Origin of the sequence: Bacillus cereus group sp. MYBK227-1 (assembly GCF_051916325.1) — a bacterium.
Classification (GTDB): domain Bacteria; phylum Bacillota; class Bacilli; order Bacillales; family Bacillaceae_G; genus Bacillus_A; species Bacillus_A cereus.
The window spans coordinates 1,258,016-1,283,348 of sequence record NZ_JBQAGK010000001.1 but is presented as its reverse complement, the minus strand read 5'-3'; the positions used below and the strand labels follow the sequence as shown (position 1 = coordinate 1,283,348).

Sequence of the window (25,333 nt, the reverse complement as noted above, 5' to 3'; positions counted from 1 at the left end):
ATCCAGATATTTTTTAAATCAATATTGTTTATATAAAGCATACAAATCTTGAAAAAATTTTAGTAAAAAAACATTTTATTACTAGTTAGTTATTTAAAAATATAATAAAGATCTGTACTTTCTTTTCATTAAATACAAACTAATTTTAAAGGAGCTTATATTATAAGACTTTCCTACGATTAAAAATTAAACTGAAATTTCAGAAAAAACAATCACATTTCCAGAAACATATATTATGATAATTTCCGCGCACTTGAATTAACTTTTTAGAAGTACTAACCTATCGGTGAGCAGAAGAAAATTCTGTAAAAAGAAAGGAGAATACTTTATGATGACCAATTTACAAAAGGAGTTTTTTAAACGCTTAAAAATTCCTGCAAAAGAAATAACATTTGATGATTTAGATGAAATTCTCTTAAAAATGGGAATGATTCTCCCCTATGAAAATCTTGATATTATGGCTGGTACTATTAAAAATATCTCAAAAGATAACTTAATAGAAAAGTTACTTATTCAAAAACGAGGTGGACTTTGTTATGAATTAAACTCCTTATTGTATTATTTTTTAATTGATTGTGGGTTTCAAGTATACAAAGTAGCCGGTACTGTTTATGATCTGTACGATAATAAATGGAAACCCGATGATGGTCATGTCATTATCATATTAAGTCATGAGGATAAAGATTATGTTGTGGATGCAGGTTTTGCATCTCATCTCCCTTTACATCCAGTCCCTTTTAACGGAGAAGTCATCTCCTCTCAAACAGGAGAATATCGAATTCGTAAGCGAAATACTCGAAAAGGTACGCATATTTTAGAAATGAGAAAAGGAGCTAACGGGGAATCTACAAGTTTCTTACAATCTGAACCTTCAAACGAATGGAAAATAGGCTATGCTTTCACTGTAGATCCAATAGATGAGAAAAAAGTGAATAACATTCAAAAAGTGATTGTAGAGCATAAAGAATCTCCTTTTAATAAAGGGGCTATCACTTGTAAATTAACTACTTATGGTCACATATCATTAACAAATAAAAATTATACAGAAACCTTTAAAGGCACTAAAAATAAACGACCAATAGAATCTAAAGATTATGCTCGCATTCTTCGTGAATCTTTTGGAATAACGCAAGAGAAATATGTAGGAAAAACACTAGAAAGAGGTTAGTTGACTACAAGTACTTCATAATAAAGCAGATTCTATATTTAGAATCTGCTTTATTTTATACTTTGTTATAAATTAATTTAATTTTGTTGTTACCCTTTAATTTTCAATTATATATTCATCATCATATTTATCGTATTGTAACCCTTTCCCTATCTTTGATTCTGTAACTTGATCTCTTAAAAACGGTGCAGCATCCATTTTGCTAGTTGCAATTTCAATTCCATATTTTTTCGTTAAATAAGCTAACTCTAGTAAAAACCACTCTCTTCGCAATGTAACTGGAATATCAAATGTTTTTCTTTTCATATATAATAGCACCTCTTTTATTTTCATAACTTAAAAACATCACTGGATGCACTTATTAAAACTACCTTTCACCGCTAACATCCAATGAAACATTATAGTATATGCATGTCCATTTCAAACGTGCTATCACAAATATGATATTTAAGTTTACATAATTATATTATGTAATAGTAGAAAAGGAAGGCATGTCCCTTCCCCTTCTACTATAGAGATTTAAATTAAGAACATCTTGGTACACCTAAAGCTAAAAATAAACCTGCTACTCCCGCAGTAATCGGTACTTTTAACGTAATAACATCGTCTACCTTCGTTACTAAAAAGTAAGCATTACCTTCTTGTAATATACAAGTTACCAACAATTGAAATTCCATTCAAATCTCCTCCTTTCAATCGATATACTATAATTTATGAAATCTCTTTCAAAACGTAATAGGAAATACATCTATTTTTCCTTATATACAAAATAAATGTTTATAAGTCTAGTAAAAATATTTATTTTTTAAATTTATATAAAACGTGTAATATCCAATAAGTTCCTATATAATCAATAAGAAAAATCTTACAAATGGAAGTATGAAAATGGTGATTTTGAGTAATATTGGTGCAGCTCTATTTTTTATTGCTTTTATTCTTTTAATCTTATGTATTATTTCATTCTTTAAGAAAAATGGAAAAGCAAAACAAGATGGACGTCCTACCGTTATTTTTTTTATGATTTCTATTATATTAATAACGGCCGGTACAACAAAATCGGAACACCCCGTCGTCGAGTTTTTTTCTACTTTAAGTTTCATTCTATTTATATTCTTCCTTGTTCTAGCAATCTTATCTGTTATTAAGAAAACAGGTGTAGCGAAAAAACAATTTATTATTACAGCCGTATTATTTGTCATTTTTGTTGCGCTATCAGGTATTTCAGATCCTTCTTCTGAAAAAACGACAGCAACTAGTACAAAAGTTGCTTCTAACAATGAGGAACAGAAAGATAGCGAAAAGAAAAAAGATCTAGAAAAAAAAGAGGCGGACGAAAAAACTCAAAAGCAAGAAGATGAGAAGCGTCTAACCGAAGAACAAGCTCGTAAGCAAGAGGATGAAAAACGCCAGGCTGATGAACAAGCTCGTAAACAACAAGAGGAACAAAAACGTCAGGCTGGTGAACAAGCTCGTAAACAACAAGAAGAGCAAAAACGCCTAGCTGATGAGCAAGCTCGTAAGCAACAAGAAGAGCAAAAACGCTTAGCTGATGAGCAAGCTCGTAAGCAACAAGAAGAGCAAAAACGTCAGGCTGATGAACAAGCTCGTAAGCAACAAGAAGAGCAAAAAGCACAGCAAGCTCAAACACAACCTGCTTCAGGAAATACTAGTAGTGCATATTACAAAAATTGTGCCGCAGTTAGAGCTGCCGGGAAAGCTCCTCTATATAAAGGACAACCAGGTTATGACTCACATCTTGATCGTGATGGCGATGGAGTTGCATGTGAAAAATAGTAGTAAAAAAGAAGCTTCTAGTAAGCTTCTTTTTTATTATCAGAAACTATTATGACGAATTCCCTCTCCCTCTTCCTTTTATAAAACTCATTTGATTATCCTTAAAATTGACACATTATAAGTGATTTCAATCACCACATTGTTTTTCATTTATTGCTATTCTTAATTTAGATATTACATTCAAACTTTATGGAGGCATTCATATGGAACATACATTTACTGAAACTTCTATTGTCGGTGAGATTGTTACACAATTTCCAAAAGCTAGTAATCTTTTTAAATCATATAGAATAGACTTTTGTTGTGGTGGTAATAAACCACTTATTGATGCAATTCATGAAAGAAATTTATCAGCAACAGAAGTACTTACAGAATTAAATACACTTTATAATAATACGAAACGATTAAATGAATCTGAAATTGATTGGAAAAATGCTTCTTATCGTGAATTGATTGATTATGTTATAAATAAGCATCATCGCTATTTAAATGAAGAATTACCACAGTTAAGTCCGTATGTGACGAAAGTATTACGCGTCCACGGAGCAAGTCAGCCTCACTTAGCTCAAATTCATAAGCTATTTCACGAATTAAAGATGGAATTAGAACAGCATTTAATTAAAGAAGAAACAGAAGATTTCCCATTAATTTTAGAATTTGAACAAAATCCAATTGACGAAAACTATGTGAAATTACGTAAAATAGTAGATGAGTTGGAAAATGAACATAACCACGCAGGCAACATTATTAAAGAACTTCGTAAAGTTACAAATGACTTTACTCCTCCAGAAGGAGCTTGCGGTACTTATCGACTTGTTTACCAACGTCTTGAAGCGCTAGAGTCTGATTTATTTGAGCACATTCATTTAGAAAATAATATTTTATTTCCACGTGCCATTACGAGAGCATAAATAAAGAGCAGGACATGAGTATACATACTTATGTCCTGCTCTTTCATTTGGTAAAGACTATACACATCCCTCTCGAATAAATCCGAATTTTAACAATTTGTGAATCATTATAAAAATGTGATAAACATCACATCTCTTCCTTTTTTGATTTTCTATAATAAAAACATAATCCTTTGTTCAACATTTCACAGAAAAAGGGGAAACGAAAATGAAAAAACGTTTAGTTATGATCGGAAATGGTATGGCTGGCATACGCTGTATGGAAGAAATATTAAAACATGATAGTGATTCATATGAGATTACTATTTTTGGAGATGAACCTCATCCAAACTACAACCGTATTATGCTCTCTCATGTTTTACAAGGCAAAACAAATATGCAAGATATCATTATGAATGAATACAGTTGGTATGAAGAAAACGAAATAACTTTGTATACAAATGAAAAAGTTCAAAGTATTAACCGAGAAGAAAAAATTATTATTACAGAAAAGAATCGTACTCTTACATATGACAAACTCATTATCGCAACAGGTTCTAGTGCTTTTATTTTGCCTGTAGAAGGTTCCACTCTCCCTGGTGTAACAGGATTTCGAACAATTGAAGATACACAATTTATGATTGATACCGCTAATGAAAAGAAAAAGGCTGTTGTCATTGGTGGTGGGTTACTTGGTTTAGAAGCCGCAAGAGGTCTTATTGACTTAGGGATGGACGTACATGTTGTTCATTTAATGCCAAACTTAATGGAGCAACAACTAGATACGAAAGCAGCTTCTCTTCTGCGCGAAGATTTAGAAGCGCAAGGCATGAAATTTCTAATGGAAAAGAAAACTGTAAAAATTCTTGGTACAGACCATGTTGAGGGCATTCAATTTGAAGATGGTGAAGTTGTAGATTGTGATTTAATCGTAATGGCTGTCGGAATACGCCCAAATACGCAAATAGCAAAAGATGCTGGTTTAATTGTAAATCGCGGTATTGTAGTCAATGACTATATGCTAACAAATGATGAGTCCATTTATGCAGTTGGAGAATGTGCAGAGCATGACGGTATCGCATATGGACTTGTTGCTCCTCTTTATGAACAAGGTGCGATACTAGCAAAACATATAACAAATTTACAAACTGATGGATATTCGGGCAGTATCGTCGGTACGCAATTAAAAGTTGCAGGTTGTGATTTATTCTCTGCTGGTCAAATTTATGAAGATGATCAAACGAAAGCAATATCAATCTTTGATGAACGTAAACGTTCCTATAAAAAAGTATTAATTCGTGATAATAAAGTCGTCGGTATCGTTTTATATGGTGACACAGCTGACGGTACACGTCTCTTTAGCATGTTAAAGAAGGAAGAAGATATACAAGAATATACACCAGCTTCCCTTCTTCACAAAGCTGGTGAAGAAAGTGAATTTGACGTTGCTACAATAAGTGCGGATGACACGATTTGTGGATGTAATGGTGTTACGAAAGGTTCAATCGTTCACGCCATTTTAGAACAAGAGTTAACGACTTTTGAAGAAGTTAAAGGCTGTACGAAAGCCGCAGGTTCTTGTGGTAAATGTCGTCCACTTGTGGAACAAGTTTTATCTCATACACTTGGAGATGCTTTTGATGCCTCAGCGCAATCTGCCGGTATGTGTGGATGTACACCTTTATCCCGTGATGAAGTCGTAGCAGCCATTCACGAGAAAGGCTTAAAATCTCCAAAAGAAGTACGAAATGTTCTTGGTTTTGCACATGAAGACGGCTGTTCGAAATGCCGCCCTGCTTTAAACTACTATTTACGTATGGCGATTCCAGAAGAATATGAAGATGATAAATCGTCCCGTTTCGTTAATGAAAGAATGAATGGTAACATCCAGCACGATGGTACATTCTCTGTTATTCCACGTATGTACGGAGGCGTTACAACAGCTGATGATTTAATGAAAATTGCTGAAGTTGCGAAAAAGTACGATGTTCCTCTTGTGAAAATTACAGGTGCAAGCCGAATCGGCTTATATGGTGTTAAGAAACAAGATTTACCTAACATATGGGCTGACTTACATATGACTTCGGGATATGCATATTCAAAATCGCTTCGTAATGTAAAATCATGTGTTGGTTCTCGCTTCTGCCGTTTCGGTACGAAAGATTCATTAGGACTTGGTATGCTCCTTGAACAATCATTAGAAATGGTAGATACACCTCATAAAATGAAGATGGGTGTAACGGGCTGTCCGCGTAACTGTGCGGAAGTACTGACGAAAGATTTTGGCGTTGTTTGTGTCGAAAATGGATACCAACTTTATATTGGCGGAAATGGTGGTACAGAAGTACGTGAAGCTGATTTTGTAATGATTGTCCCTACTGAAGATGATGTCCTTCGCATCGCTGCAGCTTACATGCAATATTATCGTGAAACTGGTATTTACGGAGAGCGTACCGCCTACTGGACAGAACGTTTAGGCTTCGATCACATAAAAGAAATACTACAAGATGCAAGTATGGTTACTACGTTAAATGAACGTTTCCAAACAGCTCGTAGAACATATACGGAAGCATGGGGACAAGCACTAGAAACGAAATCATTAAAAGCGATGTATGAAGTAGAAACTGTGAAATAAGGAGCTGTGATCTAAATGATACACACGAAAGAAAAAATAAAAGTTATGCGTGCGGAAGATCTTGCTATTCAAATCGGTAAAGAAGTGCAAATGAAAGGTATGTCTATCGCCCTATTCCGCCTTTCAAATGGCGATATTCGAGCTGTAGAAAATCGTTGTCCTCATAAAAACGGACCGTTAGCAGAAGGGATTGTGTCTGGAGAATTCGTCTTTTGTCCACTGCATGATTGGAAAATCTCACTACTAACAGGTGAAGTTCAAAAACCTGATGACGGCTGTATTCAAACATACGAAGTAGAAGTTATTGACGGTGACATTTATTTATACATGTAATTTTCGAAAGGAAGCCTCCTCTGGCTTCCTTTTAAATAAAAATTGATGAGGTGCAATTATGAACGGATATGTATATTTAGTTGGTGCAGGACCAGGTGATGAAGGGCTTATTACAAAAAAAGCGATAGAGTGTTTAAAACGTGCAGATATTGTTTTATATGACCGTTTACTAAACCCTTTCTTTCTTAGCTATACAAAACAAACATGTGAACTTATGTATTGCGGAAAAATGCCAAAGAATCATATTATGCGACAAGAAATAATTAACGCACACCTTCTTCAATTTGCGAAAGAGGGCAAAATTGTTGTCCGATTAAAAGGCGGAGATCCATCTATTTTTGGCCGTGTTGGTGAAGAAGCAGAAACTTTAGCAGCAGCAAATATTCCATATGAAATTGTACCAGGCATTACATCTAGCATCGCCGCTAGTAGCTATGCAGGTATTCCCCTCACCCACCGTGACTACAGTAATAGTATCACTTTATTAACCGGACATGCAAAAGGTCCCTTAACCGATCATGGAAAATATAATTCATCTCACAATAGCGACACGATTGCCTACTACATGGGTATAAAAAACTTACCTACAATTTGTGAAAACTTACTACAAGCAGGAAAAAAAGAAGATACGCCAGTAGCAGTCATTGAATGGGGTACAACTGGTAAACAGCGCGTTGTCACAGGGACACTGTCTACCATTGTTTCTATTGTCAAAAACGAAAATATTTCTAATCCTTCTATGACAATTGTTGGTGATGTTGTTACTTTGCGGAATCAAATCTCTTGGAAAGAACGTAAACCATTGCACGGCAAGAAAGTTTTATTTGCAGCTGCAACAAATAAAAAAAGCGCAATAAAGCAAAAGTTACAAGAGTCCGGTGCAGAAATATATCAAATTCCAACTTTCAAAAAGAAAGAATACACAGTAACCTCTGAACAAATCAATAAGATTTTTAACGTTGATCGTCTTGTATTTTGTTCCGCTGACAGTGTAGACATCTTAATGCAATCATGCAGTAAATATCATAAAGATATTCGTTCCTTACAGGCAGAACTTCAGTATATGAACCTTTCTATTCAAGAAAAGCTCATGCAATATGGATTGTTCAGTAAACCTGCGCAATTTTCTTCGAATTCAACGATTTATTTAGGACGAAACATTAACCGAATTGCTGTTATTCAAGAAAAAATTGGTGCTGGTTCCTATATGATGACTCATGAGTACACAATTGATCATCGCTTCGATGAAATTCATTCACGTATTCTTTCTGAATTCTCATGGGATAGCATTGTATTTGAAGATCGTGCTTCTATTGATACGTTTCTAGCAGAAATAAAACGCCTTGGCTTTATCAATATTCTTACTCTCCCATTCTCGTATACCGACGTTCCAACTTTACACTATGCAAATAAAGTTGGGTTTCATAACGTAGATCATCAATTACAAGAAACTCTTATGAAGAAAGACATGGTGAGACAATGAAAGGAATTGTATATGTTGGACATGGAAGCCGGCTACAAGAAGGTAATGAACAATTCATTCAATTTATTCAATCTGTTATGAAAGAGCGAAACGAAAGAATTCAAAAAATAGCTTTTCTAGAACTAACGACACCTACTATTTCGGATGCAGTTACAGAAACGATAATAGAGGGAGTAACTGAAATAATGATTGTACCTGTTTTATTATTTGCAGCAGCTCACTATAAACGTGATATTCCTTTGGAGATAGCGAAAATGAAAAATCAATATCCACATATCTCATTTTCAGTTGTACAACCTTTTAGTACGCATCCGCATATGGTTGAACTTGTAGTGAAAAGAATACGTGAAACTATGCCAATGCAAGGTAGTAGTGTTTTACTCGTAGGGAGAGGTAGTAGTGATTTTCAGCCGATACATGAGTTACAACAAATCGGAGCAGCTGTCGAACAAAAACTCAGTCTACCAGTATCATGCTCCTTTTTAACGAAAGGAACGCCCTCTTTTACTGCTGAGCTAAAGACTATAACATCAACTGCATCCCATGTATATGTCATGCCCTACCTTCTCTTTACCGGATTATTGCTTCAAAAAATTAAGTTGTATACAAAAAAATACGATCACGTGACGACTTGTAATTGCCTACAGTTTGATACATATATGAAATTAACATTGTTAGAACGAATGGAGGAATGCATATATGTATAACATGTACCCCCTTATGTTTAATCTGCAAAATAAAGTGGTCGTTATCATTGGTGGAGGTAAAATTGCATATCGAAAAGCGTCTGGACTAAAAGATACAGGCGCTTTCGTCACCGTTATTAGCCCCGAGATTTGCGAGGAAATGAAAGAACTTCCTTATATTACTTGGAAGCAAAAAACTTTTAGTAATGATGATATTAAAGATGCTCATCTAATTTATGCAGCTACAAATCAACATGCTGTAAATATGATGGTCAAACAGGCCGCTCATGATTTCCAGTGGGTTAACGTTGTAAGTGATGGTACAGCATCATCGTTTCACACACCTGGCGTTATACGAAATGATGAATATGTTGTCACTATTTCGACTTCAGGTAAGGACCCATCGTTTACGAAGCGTATGAAACAGGAATTAACTTCTGTCCTTCCTAAACTTATAAAAAGACTTTCTCGTACTCATAAAATGTAATCTATCACTTAGCTAAAATAGGAATTAACTGTGAACAAACGTTTTTTAGAGGCGTTTGTTCTTTTTGCTTTAGTTTCGTTTTTTAGGATCAGACAAACAATTGGACAAGAATCTGTGAAGAAAAATAACGGCAACAATTACGGACAAAAAAGCAGTTGCTTGAGAGCAACTGCTTCAATACAGGTTTTATATTGGATATTCATTCAACCAAATTAGCGCTTGTTCATAATCATCAAAAAATCTCACAGATTCTTTCGTATTAGATTGTTGTAAATAATCCATTATCTCCCCCTCTTCAAGGAGAAATGCAATTGCCTTACTGTTATTCAAAATGATTTCATTGAAGAACTTCTCTTTCCATACTTTTTGAACAGAAAAATGATTTGGCGTGTATCCTTTTCTATCCACCAACAATTTGTATTTCCGCCCTTCAGAAATGAATTGCTGACAAACCTGCTCAAAACCATTAAACCATTCATACACATCATCTGTTTTTATATTGCCAACTAGATGGGTAACAATTATATCTCCTGAAACTGTTGTGCTGATATTCTGTTTACTCAACTTGGAATCCCCCTTAGTTACAATTTTGCGGAAAAACCGCATAAAATCAATAAAGAAAAATTTCTTACTTGACACTCCCACCCCACCGCTATCAAACTAAGCTCATGTAACGTCAATTATAAGCGAAATTGTGTCTTTTTTCGCTAAGCTACTTGATTATCAGACATGGTACAATTGTAAACGATACCCAATATATCATAGACTGTTTTCTTCTCATATCTATGGGATTTCCGCCATCATTTACCGCCTCAAATCTATTCGTTTTAACACGTATATTCAAAACAAAATATATGACAAATAAATAACGACAGTTACTGTAATAATGCTGAAAAGTGTTGAAAATAAAACGATTTGTGCATGTAATTCAGGCTCTATTTGATATTCCATAGCAATGGTTGATGTATTTCTTGAAGTAGGAAAAGAACTTGCAATAAATAATGATTGTGCAACAATACCATCGATGTTTAGTATGTATATTACGGCAAGTGCTAATAATGGTCCCATCAGTAACCTTCCAATTAAAGCCCATGTTATGACTCGATGGAAAAAATTAAGCTTAATGTTGGATAATTGTGCCCCTAGCAATATGAGTGCTATTGCAACAAAACCATTCGCAAGCTGATTAAGAGGAATAAAGATAGAATTAGGTATTTGAATTGTAAAAGATTGAAAGAAAACCCCTAATACGAGTGCATGAAATACAGGCAGTCTTAGAAATGATTGAATAATACCTCCGATTGTTTTTGTTGCTGATAGTAAGTTATATATCCCATATGAATAAGTTAAAAGATTCTGGAAAATAACAATAAAAATTTGAATGGAAACCCCCACTGGATTGTGACTGAAAATCAATTGACTTACTGGTAACCCATAATTACCGGAATTCATTAACGAAATGCTATTTTTTAGAGCTGCACTTTCTCCTTTTTCTAACTTTAATATTTTTGAAATGAAATGACTTACTATGATCAGACTCAGACTATAAAGCATTAAATAGTATATTATCTGGAGCAACAAACCTGTTTCTATACGAATATCATATATATTCACAAATACAGCCGCTGGCATTAAGCAATAAGTAATAAGTGTAGATAGCTGCTTTAAGTTAAATTGGAACTTTCTTTGTAAGATTGCACCAATTAGCATCAATATTAATATCGGTAATATTACGTCTAATATAATAAATACAAACATTTAAAACCTCATTCTAAATATATTTTAGTTGGATTAAACGCTTTACTAAATGTGGACACATTTCATTCATCGGAAAACACCCTTAGTTCTCAATAATCAGAAAACTAAAATCGATAATATGAAAATGCTCATCAAAAATTCTTATTTCATTTCCCTCCCCTCTCTTTTCTTTAACATATCAAATATAACTCATAAAGAAAATTATGGATTATTTATACAAATTCATAATTTTATCTTATTGAACTAAACTGTATTCTTTAGTGTAGTACTTTTTTCACAATATCCGTTAGCCTTACCAAAAAATTTGGCCCTAAAAAAATCTGATACTGCAGTTACTATGCGAAGAATACTTACATCAATCCCATACTTGTCGCTTAAACCACCTAACACACCTGATACTTGTTTATCTTGAGTGGACTTATATTTTTTTCATCTAAACATCCCGATTCAATTAAATATTTGCATTCTAAAAATGAGTTCGATCTTTAGAATAGATTTAAGATTTCCTTCACTAATCTACCCTTTAAATGAATAACTTTTGACTTCTATATTTTAAAATAAAATTCCATAAGCCTTCTGTTTTTCATTTTAAAAACACATTCTTATAGAAAACAAGCGTTTATTGAGATATCAATAAAAACATGTTGAAGCCTATTACTAAAAGAACCATCCCAATATACTTTGGGATGGTTCTTTTTCCTTATTAATGATTCTTTAACATCACTAACAATTTCTCTTGGCTATACATCCATACTGTAATAATTAAACAAGCAAGTGCGACTTCTGATAGAGCCATAAATCCAATTGCATAATGACCTGTTAATTGGAATAGTAATGTTAAAATTAGCGGTGGGAAGAATCCTCCTAGTCCACCTAAAGCTGATACGAGACCATTTACAATACCAGCTTGTTCTGAGAAATACATTGGAACGAGTTTGAAGATTGTACCATTACCAATCCCTGCACAAAATGCTACTAGTAAGCAACCAAATGTATACACGTTCATACTTGGCATAAACGATAAAATAATACCTGAAAGTGTTAAACCGATAAATACGAAGATTAATATTTTAAATGGATTAAACTTATCACCGAGCCAACCACCAATCGGGCGCATAATTGTTGCGAGTACGATGAATCCGGCTGTCCGCATACCTGCATCTACTTTCTCTAATCCGAAGTGAGATACTAGAAAGTTTGGTAAGTATACTGTAAATGCGACAAATGATCCGAATGTTAAAAAGTAAAAGATACATAAAAACCAAAGTTTCTCATTTTTATATACACCTTTTATTTGTTCCATTAATGGTGTATTCACTTTTTTCTCCTTACGATCACCTAATAAAAAGTTCATAAGTGCAAACGCTGCAAGTAAAACTAAATAACATTGTACTGTCGTTCTCCAGCCAACTGAAGTTGCAATGACAGGTGCTAAAAACGAAGTAATTGCTGTTCCGGCGTTACCGACACCGTAAATACCATTTACAAAACCGTGACTCTCTTTCGGAAAATATTTTGGTAAAGAAGTTACTCCTACAGAGAATACAGCACCACCGATTCCTACAAATAATCCACCAATAATTAAATCCATCATAGAATTGGCAACACTAATATAAAAAACAGGAAATAATAATAGAATAAAACTAATAAAGAATAATTTTCTTGCTCCAAAACGATTCGTCCAATAACCAATTGGAATACGAAGAATAGAGCCTAAAATAACAGGTACTGCTGTGACCATAGAAATTTGTCCCGCAGTTAATGGAATATCCGCTTTAATATAAGGCATTAATGATGATAAAATGACCCATACCATAAAACCGATAATTAGATTAGAAGTTTGTAAACTTAATTGAAAATTAGGACTTTTCATCCTGTTCCCTCCTATGTATGCATAGTTATATTCATTCTCTCCAGCCTAATCACGTCCTAACATGATTAGGCTGAAAAGAATCAACCACCACTTACTGGCGGAATCATTGCTACGATATCGCCAGTTTGAATGATGTCATTCTCATTTGCATACTCTTCATTTATCGCGACCATAATCTCGTTTGAAATTGCTATGTTGTATTTCTTAATGAGTACTTCCTTCAGCTTCGCAACTGTAATATTTTCACAATCTATGTGCAATGACGACTTACTTACTTCTTCCTGTAAATGTGCAAATAATAGCACTTCAATCATATTCTCATCTCCTTTCTAGGCTCACCATTTGCATATGTTACCCTCTCTAACTGATCACCTATCCATGACTCACCATCTTCCCAAAACTCTTTCTTCCAAATTGGAACAATTTGTTTAATACGCTCCATAATATATTCGTTCGCCTCATAGGCAGCTTTCCGGTGTGGTGTAGAAACAGCAACGACAACAGCAAGATCAGAAATTTGTAATGTACCAATGCGATGTGTAATAGCGACATATATCCCCGGCCAATTCTCTCCTACTTCAGTGCCAATTCTCTCAAGCTGTTTCTCCGCCATTGTCTTATAAGCTACATACTCTAAACAAAGTGTACGTCGACCTTTCGTAAATTCTCTAACAGTACCAATAAAAGTAGTAACCGCACCACACTCACGACGAATTACTTTGTTTGTAACTTCTTCAATTGAAATAGGTGTATCAATTACTTCATAATACGTATGTGTCATTTTGCACCTCTTATCTTTATATAAGTTAGCAACCTATTTTTCTATTACTTGTATGATCGAAGCGGCTCTTCCCACGGCCACTCACTTCCGTTGTTTGATTCTAATAACAGTACCGAAACAGTAATTCCAGCTTTAAATCCTCTCGTTCCCCCTGGCAAAACGATAAATGCATTCGCTTCTGCAAGTGAAGAAATTGCGCTAGATTTATCTAAACCAACTGGTGTAACTTGTAATTGCCCATCTACAATTTCCACTCTCCCTCTTACAAAACGAGTAAATGGGTTTGCTTTCGGAAAGTCTTTTTGTAAAATTGCCTCTGCACGATATATGTGCGAATCTTCCCTATGTAAGTATTTTCCAATCACTGGTCTAACATATAATTCACAACCGACATAACAAGCAGAAGGATTACCAGATAGACCAAATAGTAGTTTTCCTTCTACCTCAGCTACAGTTGTCACACTTCCCGGTCGCATCGCTATTTTGTTAAAAAGTACATTAGCTCGTAATCTCTCATAGATGGCAGGTAAATAGTCATAGTCTCCTACCGAAACGCCACCAGTTGTAATTAAAATATCGACTTCTTTTATCGCTTTTTCCACAGTGTTATAACACGTCTCAAAATCGTCAGCGAATTGTCCATAATACCGTACAACTCCGCCTGCTCGTTCAATTTGCGCAGCTATCATATAGGAGTTACTATTTCGAATCTTCCCTGTCTTTAATTGTTCATGTACTTCAAGCAGTTCACTTCCTGTCGTTACAATTCCAATAACCGGCTGTTTTACAACGCGTACGGTACTATAACCAAACGTAGCAAGAAGCGCTGCTACTCCAGGATTAATAACAGTCCCTTTTTTCACCAGAATGCTATTTTGTTTTACATCTTCTCCTTTAAAAGAAATGTTATCCCCAGCAACAAAGGAGCGTTTCAATTTCATATAAGTCTTTTCGTTTTCTTCAAATCCTTCCGTTAGCTCTAACATAACTACTGTATTACACCCCGCAGGAATTGCCGCACCTGTCATAATACGGACAGCTTGAAATGCTTTCACATCTTCTGTAAAAACAAAACCTGCTCCAATTTCACCAATCACTTCAAACAGAATGGGATTACTGCTACTTGCTTCTTTCGTATCTTCTGCTCGAATCGCAAACCCGTCGTACGGAGAGCGATCAAAATGCGGGACATCATGATCTGCAATAACATCTTTTCCAAGCGTTCTACCGTAGCTTTCTATAAGAGAAACCTCTTCTATTTCACCCTGATAAGCATATTCCATTACTCGTGCAACTGCTTCTGCCACTGGAATTGGATTACGTTTTAATAACATTCTTTTTCACCTCGTTTTTGGAAAGTGAAACTCACTTTCTATTCAGCCTATATATTTTGCGTATAATCGTTTTGCTATTTTCACGTCATTTGTTCCATGAATAAATGCCCTACCGTCTGTAAATAAAACGAAACGATATTCATCAATTAGAAATGATAGCAAGTACGGCGTTTTTTGGACATGTACACTTTTATGTAATCGTTTTTCAATTTCCTCTAAATGAAGAACACGTTTTATCCCTGGACGGATTTGAACCGTATTCCGTCCACATAGCACTTCCGTTTTCATCTGTGCATCAAATGTTAAACTTGGATACGTTCGTGATTTCCCACAAGATGGACATGTATTTTTCTTCTGCCTATTCACTTTCAATGAGAGATACTGATTGTTCCAAATATCAAATGATAACATTGTTCCTCGCAGCGCCTCGAAATCACCCACCAATATTTTCATTGCTTCTGTCACTTGGTGAGCAACGACCATTTGTACAGCTGGCTGAATAATCCCCGCTGTATCACATGTTGCACCGCCCATAGGATGATCCATTAAGCAGCGAAAACATGGTGTTTTTCCTGGAAGAATTGTGTACGTTACACCATAACTTCCAATGCATCCACCATATATCCAAGGTATATTTTCTTTTTGTGAAATGTCATTTATAAGTAGACGCGTATCAAAGTTGTCAGTCGCATCCAATATGAGATCCACTTCTTTCGTTAACTCTTCCATTTCTTGCATTGTGACGTCCGTTACAACTGGTACAATTTCCACATCAGAATTAATCTTTCTTACATGTTCTGCCGCTGCAATTGCTTTCGGTTTACACTGGTGTGCATCTTCTTCTGTATATAACTGTTGCCGTTGTAAATTACTCCATTCAACGTAGTCACGATCAGCAATTGTCAATTTCCCAATTCCCATTCTAACAAGAGCCTCTGCATTTGCAGCTCCTAGTGCACCCGCACCGATTAGGAGCACATGCTTTTCTCTTATTTTTCTTTGTCCCATTTCACCAATTCCAGAAAACAACACTTGTCTTGAATAACGCTCTTGCATAAGAAATCCTCCTTTCACTATCCACCAATGTAAGACATTTCAACTTTTGGACGTTTACTTGCACTCTCAACCGTTCTTTCATCTGAATATCGATCTGTTCTATATCGCCATGTATGTTGTAAAATTTTTAATAGTGAGGCATCAGAAATATTTTCTCGAAGAAGCGTTCGCAAATCCGTTCCTTTTTCTCCAAATAGGCACGTAAAAAACTTACCATCTGCCGAAATACGTGCTCTCGTACAAGAAGAACAAAATGACTCAGAAACAGAAGTAATAAATCCCACTTCTGCATTACTCCCTACATATCGATACAATTTCGCAACCTCTCCAAAGTAACGAGGCTGAGCGGGCTCAATTGGATATACACGATTAATTTTCTCTATTAATTGTTCCTTCGTAACGACTTGCTCAAAGTTCCATCCGTTCGTACTGCCTACATCCATAAACTCAATGAAACGTAACTGTATTTCTTGTTCTTTAAAATAACGAACCATAGGAAGAATTTGACTATCATTCATCCCTTTTTTTACGACCATATTTACCTTTACTTCTAATCCAGCTTCCTTCGCTGCTTCAATTCCTTTCAGTACAGGTTTCGTACTTACATTTCTTCCATTAATTTTTTGGAAGACATGATCCTCTATTGCATCTAAACTAATATTCACACGCTTTGATCCTGCTTCTTTTAGCGCCTTAGCTTGTTTTGCTAAATGAATTCCGTTTGTTGTGAGTCCAATATCTTGTAAGCCTTCTAGATTTGTAAGTCTTGCAATTAACGTCGATAAGTCTTTACGCAATAAAGGTTCACCGCCAGTAAGCCTAATTTTATTAACTCCCATACTTATAAATAATCTCGCTAACCTTTCTATTTCATCGAACGTTAATAAAAACTCTTCCTTTAAAAAAGCGTAATCAGGTCCGAACATTTCAGCAGGCATACAGTATGTACACCTAAAATTACAACGATCAATAACTGAAATACGTAAATCTTGAAGTGGCCGCTTTAAAGAATCTTTTATGTTCTCGTGCATCTCTATCCCTTCTTTTCTGCTACAATCCTTAGTAAGCTTTCATTTTTTTATTTGCCTTCATTATAAAAAAGAAGCTACATATTCAATGTGACTTTTCTCACATTACTTTCCCCATTCAAAAATTTTTCACAAATCCGTTCGAATTTTGTTCACATCTTTAATCTCATCTACTTTGTCTATTGAATTTTTCAAACTAAAAACTGAAAATCTCTTCCCCTTACGGTCATTGAAATTTCAATTTATTTTTAAAATAGCTCTTGCATTTTCATCATATTTACACTCAAAATAGGAAATGTATTGCTTATAAGAAGAAAGGTGATCACTGTGGCAAACAGTATGACATTATCTCAAGATTTAAAAGAATTACTTGCATCTGTTGAATATAAAATGCAAATTAAAAAAGGTAGTTTTATTTTTCAAGAAGGTATGGAGGCAACAGAGCTCTATATCATCCACTCAGGAAAAGTACAAATTAGCAAACTAAGTGCTGACGGACAAGAATTAACACTTCGAATTTGTTCAGAATATGACATTATTGGAGAATTAACATTGTTCACGGACAATGCGAAATACTTATTAAATTCAAAATGTCTTGAGGATGTGGAAGTAGGCGTTATAAAGCGTGAAGCATTAGAAAAAGCATTACTCCAAAAACCTGCACTCGTATTTGAATTTATGAAATGGATTAGTAAACATTTAAGAAGAATGCAAACGAAGTTCCGAGATTTAGTATTACACGGCAAAAAAGGTGCCCTGTATTCTACCCTTATACGAATGACAAATAGTTACGGTATATTAAAAGAAAATGGGATTCTCATCGATTTACCATTAACAAATCAAGAACTTGCTAATTTCTGTGCAACTTCACGTGAAAGTGTAAATCGAATGTTAAATGAATTAAAAAAGCAAGGTACAATTTCAATTCATAAAGGAAAGATTACAATCCACGATTTACAATTTTTAAAATGTGAAATTGCTTGTGAAGATTGCTCTGCTTCTGTTTGTAGCATTGATTAGCATCTTATTTAGATGCTAATCTTTTTTCAATTTAAGCCATTTATTAACGGTTATTCCCTCTGTAAACAAAAACGAGGCCTTCCATATTAGACCTCGTTTCGTTTTAACCATTAGCTCCTATCCGTTTACAGCAGTATTATTTTTTCAATTCATTAGGAATACGTCTTCTGTAAATTACATAGCTACGGCTTATATATTTAATTGGGGCACTAAATACATGTACTAGTCTTGTAAATGGCCATACTGCGAATAAACCCATCCCTGCAAGAATATGAATTTTAAACCATACTGGTACTTCCATCATATATTCAACTTTCGGTTGGAAAATAAAGAGGCTTCGGAACCAAGGGCCAATTGTTGTACGATAATCAAATCCTTTTGAATCGATATTTAAAAATGTTGAAGAAAGTCCTGCTAGCATTACGATAAGTAATAAAATAAGCGCAATATAATCTCCCTTTGTACTCGTTGCAATGATACGTTTTACAGTTACGCGGCGGTACGTTAATATAATTAAACCGATGATAGAAGCAACACCTGCCGGAAGCCCAAAACTAATTGCTACTACATGATACATATGCTCAGAAATACCTATTGAACGGTATACAGCTTCTGGAATTAAAATCCCCATAACATGACCGCCAATTACGAACATAATCCCAAAGTGGAATAATAGACTTCCGATTCGGAGCATTTTCTTTTCTAATAGTTCACTAGATTTTGATGTCCATCCAAATTGATCATAGTTGTATCTAAAAATATGTCCACCGATAAAGATTGCAAAAATGATATAGGGAAACAATACCCATAGAAATTGATCCATCATTTTAACAACTCTCCTTTCTAATTTGTCTGTACACCCCATGTATCGATAGCGAGTAGAACAGCCGCAAGAATTGGTTCATACATACTACCTGCTTCTTTTAACTGAACGTGTAATGCTTGTATGTTCTCCTTGTATTTACTCATAATTGGTTCACTGTCTTGCTCATTTGCATTTGCAAAAAACTCAAGCAATAGCGGTAAATAATCAGGTAATTCTTTATCTGTTACTTCAAAACCTGATTTTTTATAATGCTGCTTTAACTCTAGTAATTCAATCCCTCTTTCTCTTTGTTCACCAGTGTTCATATACGTTAAATACATATTCGTCTTTTTACCAAAATCAAATGTATATACGTAACCATCAATGAGTTGATCGTTCGTTTTATTTAGCGCTTGTTTTATAAATGCTGTAAGTGAAGCTTTAACATCGTCCTGTTCAATCGCTTCCATCTCTTCTTGTAATTCAGTTAAAGTTTCTCTCCACCCGATTTCTGGGTAGGAGAGAAGAAATGAAGAACATGAAAAAGCAGTTTGTAAACTTTGTTTCATATTTTTCCGCCCCCATTATTTAAGAAATTGTCATACAAGAGCCTGGACCACCTGCGAATGATAAACCACAGCTTCCTTGTTCACTATATAAATCTGCAACTTGTTCTCTGTGAGATGTCGGGATAACAAAACGATCTTTATATTTTGCGATAGCAAGAAGACGATACATATCTTCTACATCCTGTTTCGTTAAGCCAAGTTCTTTTAATACAGCTTCATTTGGTTCTTTATTAATTTGCATTGCTCTCATATGCGTTCGCATAACAGCCATTTTTTTCAATGTAAGACGAATATGTGATTCATCTCCTGCAGTGAGTAAATTCGCTAAATATTGAATTGGAATACGCATATTATCAATAGCAGGGAAAATCTCTTCTGCTTGCCAGTTACTACCTTTTCCCTCCACCATATTCATAATTGGGCTAAGCGGCGGGATATACCAAACCATTGGCATTGTACGATACTCTGGGTGAAGAGGTAGAGCAATTTTCCAATCGATAATCATTTTATAGATTGGTGACTGTTGTGCCGCTTTAATCCATTCTTCAGGAATGCCTTGTTTTTTCGCTTCAACTGCCACTTCTGGATCATTTGGATCTAGGAAAACAGTAAGCTGAGATTCATATAAATCTTTTTCGTCTTCAACAGACGCTGCTTCTTTTACTTTATCAGCGTCATATAGCATTACCCCAATATATCTGATACGTCCTACACATGTTTCTGAACAAATTGTTGGCATACCAGCCTCAATACGTGGGAAACACATTGTACATTTTTCAGCTTTATTCGTTTGCCAGTTAAAATACACTTTTTTATATGGACAAGATGATACGCAGAATCTCCAAGCACGACATGCATTTTGATCCACAAGTACAATCCCGTCTTCTTCACGTTTATACATTGCACCAGATGGACAAGATGATACGCACGATGGATTCATACAATGTTCGCATATGCGTGGTAAATACATCATAAAGACGTTTTCAAAATCTGTTTTAATTTCTTCTTCCATTTTCTTTACGTTCGGATCTTGTAATCCTGTTATATGTCCGCCTGCTAAATCGTCCTCCCAGTTTGGACCCCATTCAATTTTGTCGATAAATTCGCCTGTAATTGCTGATTTCGGACGAGCAACTGGTTGATGCTTACGCTGTGGGCTATTTGTTAATGTTTCATAATCATAATTCCAAGGTTCAAAGTAATCATCAATTGTTGGTTGATCTGGATTGTGGAAAATGTTCATAAGACGCTTCATTTTAGAACCAGATTTCAGCTGAATTTCACCATTTTTCAATTCCCAGCCGCCTTTATATTTATACTGATCTTCCCATTGTTTCGGATAACCAATTCCAGGTTTTGTTTCTACGTTATTGAAATACATATATTCAGCACCTGGACGATTTGTCCAGGTGTTTTTGCACGTTACGCTACAAGTATGGCAGCCGATGCATTTATCTAGGTTCATTACCATTCCGACTTGTGCTTTAATCTTCAAGCCAATCTACCTCCTTCAGTTTGCGAATTACAACGTTTAAATCGCGCTGGTTCCCAGTCGGACCATAATAGTTAAATCCATAACTTAATTGACCGTATCCACCAATCATATGTGTCGGTTTTACGTGAATTCGAGTTGGACTATTATGCGTTCCCCCGCGGTTACTTGTTAATTTCGTACCAGGTACGTTAATGTGACGATCTTGCGCATGGTGCATAAATGCCATTCCTCTCGGTATACGATGCGTTACAACAGCACGCGCTACAACAACACCGTTACGATTAAAGCACTCAATCCAATCATTATCTGCAACACCCGCTTCAGCAGCGTCCTCTTTATTCATCCAAACAGTTGGACCACCTCTAAATAGCGTTAACATCGGTAATGAATCGAAGTACATACTATGAATCGACCACTTATTATGCGGTGTTAAATAGTTTAGTGTAATCTCTTTCCCTTCTACTTCGGGCCGTGATTTACGGAACGGTTTATGTTGCAGAATTGGTTTAAATGTTGCCATCGTTTCACCAAATTCTTTCATCATGTCATGGTCTAAGTAGAAAGATTGTCGACCAGTTATCGTTCTCCAAGGGATAAGACGTTCCACATTTGTTGTAAACGGTGAGTAACGGCGTCCACCTTTTTCTGAACCTGTAAATGCTGGAGAAGTAATTACTGTTTTCGGCTGTGCTGTAATTTGTTCGAATGTGAAGCATTCCTCTTCACGTTCTTCTGCTAAATCACGTAATTTTAGATCTGTTTGTTTTTCAAGTGCTTCCCATGCTTTTACTGCCATATGACCGTTTGTTGTAGAAGATAGTGTTAATACCGCTTCAGCAGCATTGATTGCTTCTTTTATGTCTGGGCAATCTTTCGCGATAGAATCCGTTCGAACAACTCCTAATTTGCTCTTTAATTGCTCATATTCTTTTTCCGCAGACCAAGAGATCCCTTTCGTACCAATCGGTTGTTTTCCGACATTCGGTCCAAGCGCAGTCATTTTGTCATAAATCGTTTTATAATCTCTTTCGACAACATGAATTTGTGGCATCGTTTTACCCGGGATTGGTTCACATTCACCTTTACTCCAATCTTTAATCTTGCCAAGTGGTTGCGCTAATTCTTGCGGTGTATCATGAAGAAGTGGTGTTGCAACAACTTCTTTCATTGGTTCAAGATCAATTTTCTTCGCTAAATCTGACACAGCTTTAGAAAGTGAAGTGAAAATATCCCAGTCAGAGCGTGCTTCCCACGGTGAACCGATTGCTGGATTAAAAGGATGCACAAATGGATGCATATCTGTACTACTTAAATCATGTTTTTCGTACCAAGTTGAAGCTGGTAATACAATATCAGAATACAGTGCTGTTCCAGCCATACGGAAATCTAAATTAATGAGTAAATCAAGCTTCCCTTCTGGCGCTTCTTCATGCCACTTAATTTCTTCTGGTCGTAATGAATCACTATCGTCATTCATTAATCCGTTTGTTGTACCTAGTAAATGTTTTAAGAAATATTCGTGCCCTTTACCGGAACTTGAAATTAAGTTCGCACGCCATACGAATAAGGTGCGCGGGAAGTTATTTTTGTTATCTGGATCTTCAATTGCAAATTTCAGTTCTTTTTCTTTTAGTTTTTGTGCAACGTATTTTCCGATTTCTTCTTGTGTTGTTGCACCAGCAGCAACAGCTTCTTTATATAGTTCAATTCCATTTTTCTCAAATGTAGGATAAGAAGGTAACCAGCCGAGTCGTGCTGCTAATACATTGTAATCACCGTGATGTTGATAACGAGAGTTTCCTTCCACTGGTGATGCTAAATGTCCAACTGGTGTATCTTCATAGCGCCATTGATCTGTTACGAAATAGAAGAAAGATGTACCATTTTGTAATTTTGGTGGCCCTTGCCAATCTTTTGCCATCGCGATTGTTTGCCATCCTTCTGCTGGTCGTAATTTTTCTTGCCCAACGTAATGCGCCCAGCCACCGCCGTTTACACCTTGTGCCCCGACGAGAAGTACAAGATTTAAAACTGCGCGATAAATCGTATCTGAGTTAAACCAATGGTTAATACCAGCTCCGACAATAATCATTGAGCGACCGTTCGTATCAACAGCATTTTGTGCGAACTCACGAGCGATTTGAATGATTAGCTCTCGTTTCACTCCTGTTATTTTCTCTTGCCATGCAGGTGTAAATGGTACATCATCATTGAAGTCTTTCTGTTCTTGTCCGCCGAGCCCTCGGTTCACACCGTAATTTGCTAACGTTAAGTCGTATACAGTTGTAACGAACACTTCGCCTTCTTCTGTCATAACCTTTTTCACTGGAATTGTACGTTCTAATACTTTGTTTCCATCATCAGAGAAGTACGGAATTTGTACAGTTCCAATCGATTCTTCCATTCCAAGTAAAGAAAGACGTGGATCAATCTTTTCACCTGTTTCTTCATCTTCTAAACGCAAGTTCCATTTCTTTTCGTTATCCCAACGTGAGCCCATTGTGCCATGAGGTGTTGCAAAATCATTCGTGTTCTCGTTCCAAAGAACAGGTTTCCATTCTCCTAACTTCGTTTCGCGTCCAATATCAGCAGCGTTTAAGAAACGATCAGCAACGAATTGATCTCCTTTTTGTTTCAATGTGACAAAGAAAGGAAAATCAGTATATTGCTTCGCATACTTTGTGAAATATTCCACTTGATTATCTACGTAAAATTCTTGTAAGATCACATGCCCCATTGCCATCGCAAGTGCACCATCTGTACCTTGTTTCACACTAATCCAATCATCCGCAAACTTTGTAGATTCAGCGAAGTCAGGACTGACAGAAACGACTTTCGTTCCTTTATATCGAACCTCTGCTAAAAAGTGAGCATCTGGTGTTCTCGTCATCGGTACATTTGAACCCCATGTCATAATGTAACCAGAGTTATACCAGTCACTACTTTCTGGTACATCTGTTTGATCACCCCAAATTTGCGGAGAAGCTGGTGGTAAATCTGCGTACCAATCATAGAAACTAAGCATTGGTCCACCCATAAGTTGCATAAAGCGACTACCAGCTGCATGACTTAACATCGACATAGCTGGAATTGGCGAGAAACCAACATTTCGGTCTGGACCGTATTTCAATACTGTGTATAGTAATGAAGCAGAAACAAGTTGTAACACTTCATCCCAATTCGCACGAATGAATCCCCCTTTACCACGCGCCTGCTTATACGTACGTGCTTTTTCAGGGTTTTCCACAATGCTTTTCCAAGCGCCTAATGGGGACTCGTTATTTTGTAATTCTTCTTGCCACATATTCCAAAGAACACCACGTACATACGGATATTTCACACGAAGCGGACTATAAATGTACCAAGAAAAACTCGCTCCACGTGGACATCCTCGTGGTTCAAAATCAGGCATGTCAGGACCTGTCGTTGGATAGTTAAGCTCCTGTCCTTCCCAAGTCACAATTCCATCTTTCACATATATATTCCAACTACATGAGCCAGTACAGTTTACGCCATGTGTAGAACGAATTACTTTATCATGCTGCCAACGCTTTCTGTACACATTTTCCCATTCGCGATCTTCATATGTTTCTTGTGTATGATTATCGTTATAACGATCTATTGGTGAAAAATATTTTAAACGTCTCATTAGTGCTGAAGGTTTTTTCTTCATACTGTTCACTCCTTTAATACGTCTCTCTTACATACCCTTACTATAAGAGAGGTTGTAAAATACAGATGTGACATTTCGCACAGTTCAAGAGATTGTCAAAAATTCAGTAGAAAATAAGTTTGTGAGAAAATCTTGTGTTCCGTTGTGAAGATTATGGTTAATCTTAATTATTAGGAGAATGGTATTTTGAGGTATCGACTATTTTGCAAAAGAAAAAGAGTTTTGATATTATTTCAAAACTGCCATAAGGAAAAGAGTATAAATTGTATGTAAAAATATTTTTCCCAATGTTATTATTTTATATCGAGTCTTATTTTACATAAAACTACAAATCATTATTTACTGTATTGCCCTTAGTTACGGAAACAATTATACTAGATGTAATTGAAATAAATAATCTGAATATTCTCAGAATTTAAGTTAGACCTTTACTATCTACATATAGAATTAGAAATATGTCCACTA

Annotated in this window: 23 protein-coding genes and 1 pseudogene; 9 read left to right on the top strand and 15 right to left on the bottom strand. The window is 35.6% G+C overall.

Translation table 11 applies throughout. From position 1 onward, the window contains the following. The first annotated feature begins 328 nt into the window (after positions 1 to 328). Positions 329 to 1,168, top strand: a complete 840-nt coding sequence (locus tag ACTFRM_RS06870; RefSeq protein WP_000988903.1) for an arylamine N-acetyltransferase family protein — start codon at positions 329 to 331, stop codon at positions 1,166 to 1,168. 96 nt (positions 1,169 to 1,264) lie between these two features. Here the strand turns inward: ACTFRM_RS06870 and ACTFRM_RS06865 are convergent, their stop codons facing one another. Continuing rightward, positions 1,265 to 1,474, bottom strand: coding sequence for a hypothetical protein (locus ACTFRM_RS06865; RefSeq protein WP_000824197.1), 210 nt, complete (start codon positions 1,472 to 1,474; stop codon positions 1,265 to 1,267). 218 nt (positions 1,475 to 1,692) lie between these two features. After that, on the bottom strand, positions 1,693 to 1,845 hold the full coding sequence (gene exsG / locus ACTFRM_RS06860; RefSeq protein WP_000395679.1) for an exosporium protein ExsG: 153 nt from the start codon (positions 1,843 to 1,845) through the stop codon (positions 1,693 to 1,695). 208 nt (positions 1,846 to 2,053) lie between these two features. Here exsG and ACTFRM_RS06855 point away from each other — a divergent pair, with 208 nt between their 5' ends. From ACTFRM_RS06855 to ACTFRM_RS06825, 7 genes are all read left to right on the top strand, one after another. Then, positions 2,054 to 2,962, top strand: coding sequence for an excalibur calcium-binding domain-containing protein (locus tag ACTFRM_RS06855; RefSeq protein ID WP_086402037.1), 909 nt, complete (start codon positions 2,054 to 2,056; stop codon positions 2,960 to 2,962). Between the two features lie 203 nt (positions 2,963 to 3,165). Further along, complete coding sequence (gene ric / locus ACTFRM_RS06850; RefSeq protein WP_000401373.1) at positions 3,166 to 3,873, top strand: iron-sulfur cluster repair di-iron protein; 708 nt, start codon at positions 3,166 to 3,168, stop codon at positions 3,871 to 3,873. Positions 3,874 to 4,081: 208 nt separating this feature from the next. Continuing rightward, positions 4,082 to 6,487, top strand: coding sequence for an NADPH-nitrite reductase large subunit (gene nirB, locus ACTFRM_RS06845; protein ID WP_173600562.1), 2,406 nt, complete (start codon positions 4,082 to 4,084; stop codon positions 6,485 to 6,487). Positions 6,488 to 6,502: 15 nt separating this feature from the next. Further along, a complete protein-coding gene (gene nirD / locus ACTFRM_RS06840; protein WP_000581982.1) occupies positions 6,503 to 6,820 on the top strand; it encodes a nitrite reductase small subunit NirD in 318 nt (105 codons plus the stop codon). A 58-nt stretch (positions 6,821 to 6,878) separates the two neighbouring features. Next, entirely contained in the window at positions 6,879 to 8,303 is a 1,425-nt protein-coding gene (locus ACTFRM_RS06835; protein WP_086402040.1) for a uroporphyrin-III C-methyltransferase, read from the top strand. Beyond that, entirely contained in the window at positions 8,300 to 9,010 is a 711-nt protein-coding gene (locus ACTFRM_RS06830; protein ID WP_000676478.1) for a sirohydrochlorin chelatase, read from the top strand. The genes ACTFRM_RS06835 and ACTFRM_RS06830 overlap by 4 nt, the downstream gene beginning before the upstream one ends. Continuing rightward, entirely contained in the window at positions 9,003 to 9,476 is a 474-nt protein-coding gene (locus ACTFRM_RS06825; protein ID WP_000282590.1) for a precorrin-2 dehydrogenase, read from the top strand. The genes ACTFRM_RS06830 and ACTFRM_RS06825 overlap by 8 nt, the downstream gene beginning before the upstream one ends. A gap of 186 nt (positions 9,477 to 9,662) precedes the next feature. On the opposite strand, the gene ACTFRM_RS06820 is transcribed toward ACTFRM_RS06825, so the two are convergent. The 9 genes and pseudogenes from ACTFRM_RS06820 to moaA form a co-directional block, all read right to left on the bottom strand. Beyond that, positions 9,663 to 10,082, bottom strand: a complete 420-nt coding sequence (locus ACTFRM_RS06820) for an STAS/SEC14 domain-containing protein (RefSeq protein ID WP_073339619.1) — start codon at positions 10,080 to 10,082, stop codon at positions 9,663 to 9,665. Positions 10,083 to 10,316: 234 nt separating this feature from the next. After that, positions 10,317 to 11,234 (bottom strand): AEC family transporter, encoded by a 918-nt coding sequence (locus tag ACTFRM_RS06815; protein ID WP_000497498.1) that lies wholly within the window; start codon positions 11,232 to 11,234, stop codon positions 10,317 to 10,319. Between the two features lie 300 nt (positions 11,235 to 11,534). Next, positions 11,535 to 11,663: pseudogene (locus tag ACTFRM_RS06810) on the bottom strand (PspC domain-containing protein); the annotation flags it as partial. A 274-nt stretch (positions 11,664 to 11,937) separates the two neighbouring features. Then, positions 11,938 to 13,107 (bottom strand): nitrate transporter NarK, encoded by a 1,170-nt coding sequence (gene narK / locus ACTFRM_RS06805; RefSeq protein ID WP_000841841.1) that lies wholly within the window; start codon positions 13,105 to 13,107, stop codon positions 11,938 to 11,940. Positions 13,108 to 13,187: 80 nt separating this feature from the next. Continuing rightward, the gene (gene moaD / locus ACTFRM_RS06800; protein WP_000573688.1) at positions 13,188 to 13,421 is read right to left on the bottom strand and encodes a molybdopterin converting factor subunit 1; all 234 of its coding nucleotides are present in this window, start codon (positions 13,419 to 13,421) and stop codon (positions 13,188 to 13,190) included. Continuing rightward, entirely contained in the window at positions 13,418 to 13,888 is a 471-nt protein-coding gene (gene moaE, locus ACTFRM_RS06795; RefSeq protein ID WP_000149962.1) for a molybdopterin synthase catalytic subunit MoaE, read from the bottom strand. The genes moaD and moaE overlap by 4 nt, the downstream gene beginning before the upstream one ends. Before the next feature lie 44 nt (positions 13,889 to 13,932). Beyond that, positions 13,933 to 15,222 carry a molybdopterin molybdotransferase MoeA gene (locus ACTFRM_RS06790; RefSeq protein WP_000925030.1) on the bottom strand — a complete coding sequence of 430 codons (1,290 nt, stop codon included), beginning with the start codon at positions 15,220 to 15,222 and terminating at the stop codon, positions 13,933 to 13,935. A gap of 42 nt (positions 15,223 to 15,264) precedes the next feature. Further along, positions 15,265 to 16,278 carry a molybdopterin-synthase adenylyltransferase MoeB gene (locus tag ACTFRM_RS06785; RefSeq protein ID WP_025688305.1) on the bottom strand — a complete coding sequence of 338 codons (1,014 nt, stop codon included), beginning with the start codon at positions 16,276 to 16,278 and terminating at the stop codon, positions 15,265 to 15,267. A 17-nt stretch (positions 16,279 to 16,295) separates the two neighbouring features. Beyond that, a complete protein-coding gene (gene moaA, locus ACTFRM_RS06780; protein WP_440043137.1) occupies positions 16,296 to 17,309 on the bottom strand; it encodes a GTP 3',8-cyclase MoaA in 1,014 nt (337 codons plus the stop codon). Positions 17,310 to 17,633: 324 nt separating this feature from the next. On the opposite strand from moaA, the gene ACTFRM_RS06775 reads away from it, so the two are divergent. Further along, positions 17,634 to 18,326 carry a Crp/Fnr family transcriptional regulator gene (locus ACTFRM_RS06775; protein ID WP_440043136.1) on the top strand — a complete coding sequence of 231 codons (693 nt, stop codon included), beginning with the start codon at positions 17,634 to 17,636 and terminating at the stop codon, positions 18,324 to 18,326. A gap of 136 nt (positions 18,327 to 18,462) precedes the next feature. Here ACTFRM_RS06775 and narI read toward each other — a convergent pair whose 3' ends face one another. Genes narI through ACTFRM_RS06755 form a run of 4 tightly spaced genes read right to left on the bottom strand, consistent with a single transcriptional unit; the run spans position 18,463 to position 24,868 of the window. Further along, positions 18,463 to 19,152 (bottom strand): respiratory nitrate reductase subunit gamma, encoded by a 690-nt coding sequence (gene narI / locus ACTFRM_RS06770; RefSeq protein WP_000969212.1) that lies wholly within the window; start codon positions 19,150 to 19,152, stop codon positions 18,463 to 18,465. 17 nt (positions 19,153 to 19,169) lie between these two features. Further along, a complete protein-coding gene (gene narJ, locus ACTFRM_RS06765; RefSeq protein WP_025688299.1) occupies positions 19,170 to 19,700 on the bottom strand; it encodes a nitrate reductase molybdenum cofactor assembly chaperone in 531 nt (176 codons plus the stop codon). Positions 19,701 to 19,719: 19 nt separating this feature from the next. Continuing rightward, the gene (narH, locus tag ACTFRM_RS06760) at positions 19,720 to 21,195 is read right to left on the bottom strand and encodes a nitrate reductase subunit beta (protein WP_173600564.1); all 1,476 of its coding nucleotides are present in this window, start codon (positions 21,193 to 21,195) and stop codon (positions 19,720 to 19,722) included. Continuing rightward, the gene (locus tag ACTFRM_RS06755) at positions 21,185 to 24,868 is read right to left on the bottom strand and encodes a nitrate reductase subunit alpha (RefSeq protein WP_098212423.1); all 3,684 of its coding nucleotides are present in this window, start codon (positions 24,866 to 24,868) and stop codon (positions 21,185 to 21,187) included. The genes narH and ACTFRM_RS06755 overlap by 11 nt, the downstream gene beginning before the upstream one ends. Positions 24,869 to 25,333 lie beyond the last annotated feature (465 nt).

Excerpts from the sequence above, each read along its gene's own strand:
- ACTFRM_RS06870 (WP_000988903.1), top strand. The coding sequence starts at position 329 with ATGATGACCAATTTACAAAAGGAGTTTTTTAAACGCTTAAAAATTCCT.
- ACTFRM_RS06865 (WP_000824197.1), bottom strand. The coding sequence starts at position 1,474 with ATGAAAAGAAAAACATTTGATATTCCAGTTACATTGCGAAGAGAGTGG.
- exsG (WP_000395679.1), bottom strand. The coding sequence starts at position 1,845 with ATGGAATTTCAATTGTTGGTAACTTGTATATTACAAGAAGGTAATGCT.
- ACTFRM_RS06855 (WP_086402037.1), top strand. The coding sequence starts at position 2,054 with ATGGTGATTTTGAGTAATATTGGTGCAGCTCTATTTTTTATTGCTTTT.
- ric (WP_000401373.1), top strand. The coding sequence starts at position 3,166 with ATGGAACATACATTTACTGAAACTTCTATTGTCGGTGAGATTGTTACA.
- nirB (WP_173600562.1), top strand. The coding sequence starts at position 4,082 with ATGAAAAAACGTTTAGTTATGATCGGAAATGGTATGGCTGGCATACGC.
- nirD (WP_000581982.1), top strand. The coding sequence starts at position 6,503 with ATGATACACACGAAAGAAAAAATAAAAGTTATGCGTGCGGAAGATCTT.
- ACTFRM_RS06835 (WP_086402040.1), top strand. The coding sequence starts at position 6,879 with ATGAACGGATATGTATATTTAGTTGGTGCAGGACCAGGTGATGAAGGG.
- ACTFRM_RS06830 (WP_000676478.1), top strand. The coding sequence starts at position 8,300 with ATGAAAGGAATTGTATATGTTGGACATGGAAGCCGGCTACAAGAAGGT.
- ACTFRM_RS06825 (WP_000282590.1), top strand. The coding sequence starts at position 9,003 with ATGTATAACATGTACCCCCTTATGTTTAATCTGCAAAATAAAGTGGTC.
- ACTFRM_RS06820 (WP_073339619.1), bottom strand. The coding sequence starts at position 10,082 with ATGCGGTTTTTCCGCAAAATTGTAACTAAGGGGGATTCCAAGTTGAGT.
- ACTFRM_RS06815 (WP_000497498.1), bottom strand. The coding sequence starts at position 11,234 with ATGTTTGTATTTATTATATTAGACGTAATATTACCGATATTAATATTG.
- narK (WP_000841841.1), bottom strand. The coding sequence starts at position 13,107 with ATGAAAAGTCCTAATTTTCAATTAAGTTTACAAACTTCTAATCTAATT.
- moaD (WP_000573688.1), bottom strand. The coding sequence starts at position 13,421 with ATGATTGAAGTGCTATTATTTGCACATTTACAGGAAGAAGTAAGTAAG.
- moaE (WP_000149962.1), bottom strand. The coding sequence starts at position 13,888 with ATGACACATACGTATTATGAAGTAATTGATACACCTATTTCAATTGAA.
- ACTFRM_RS06790 (WP_000925030.1), bottom strand. The coding sequence starts at position 15,222 with ATGTTATTAAAACGTAATCCAATTCCAGTGGCAGAAGCAGTTGCACGA.
- ACTFRM_RS06785 (WP_025688305.1), bottom strand. The coding sequence starts at position 16,278 with ATGCAAGAGCGTTATTCAAGACAAGTGTTGTTTTCTGGAATTGGTGAA.
- moaA (WP_440043137.1), bottom strand. The coding sequence starts at position 17,309 with ATGCACGAGAACATAAAAGATTCTTTAAAGCGGCCACTTCAAGATTTA.
- narI (WP_000969212.1), bottom strand. The coding sequence starts at position 19,152 with ATGATGGATCAATTTCTATGGGTATTGTTTCCCTATATCATTTTTGCA.
- narJ (WP_025688299.1), bottom strand. The coding sequence starts at position 19,700 with ATGAAACAAAGTTTACAAACTGCTTTTTCATGTTCTTCATTTCTTCTC.
- ACTFRM_RS06755 (WP_098212423.1), bottom strand. The coding sequence starts at position 24,868 with ATGAAGAAAAAACCTTCAGCACTAATGAGACGTTTAAAATATTTTTCA.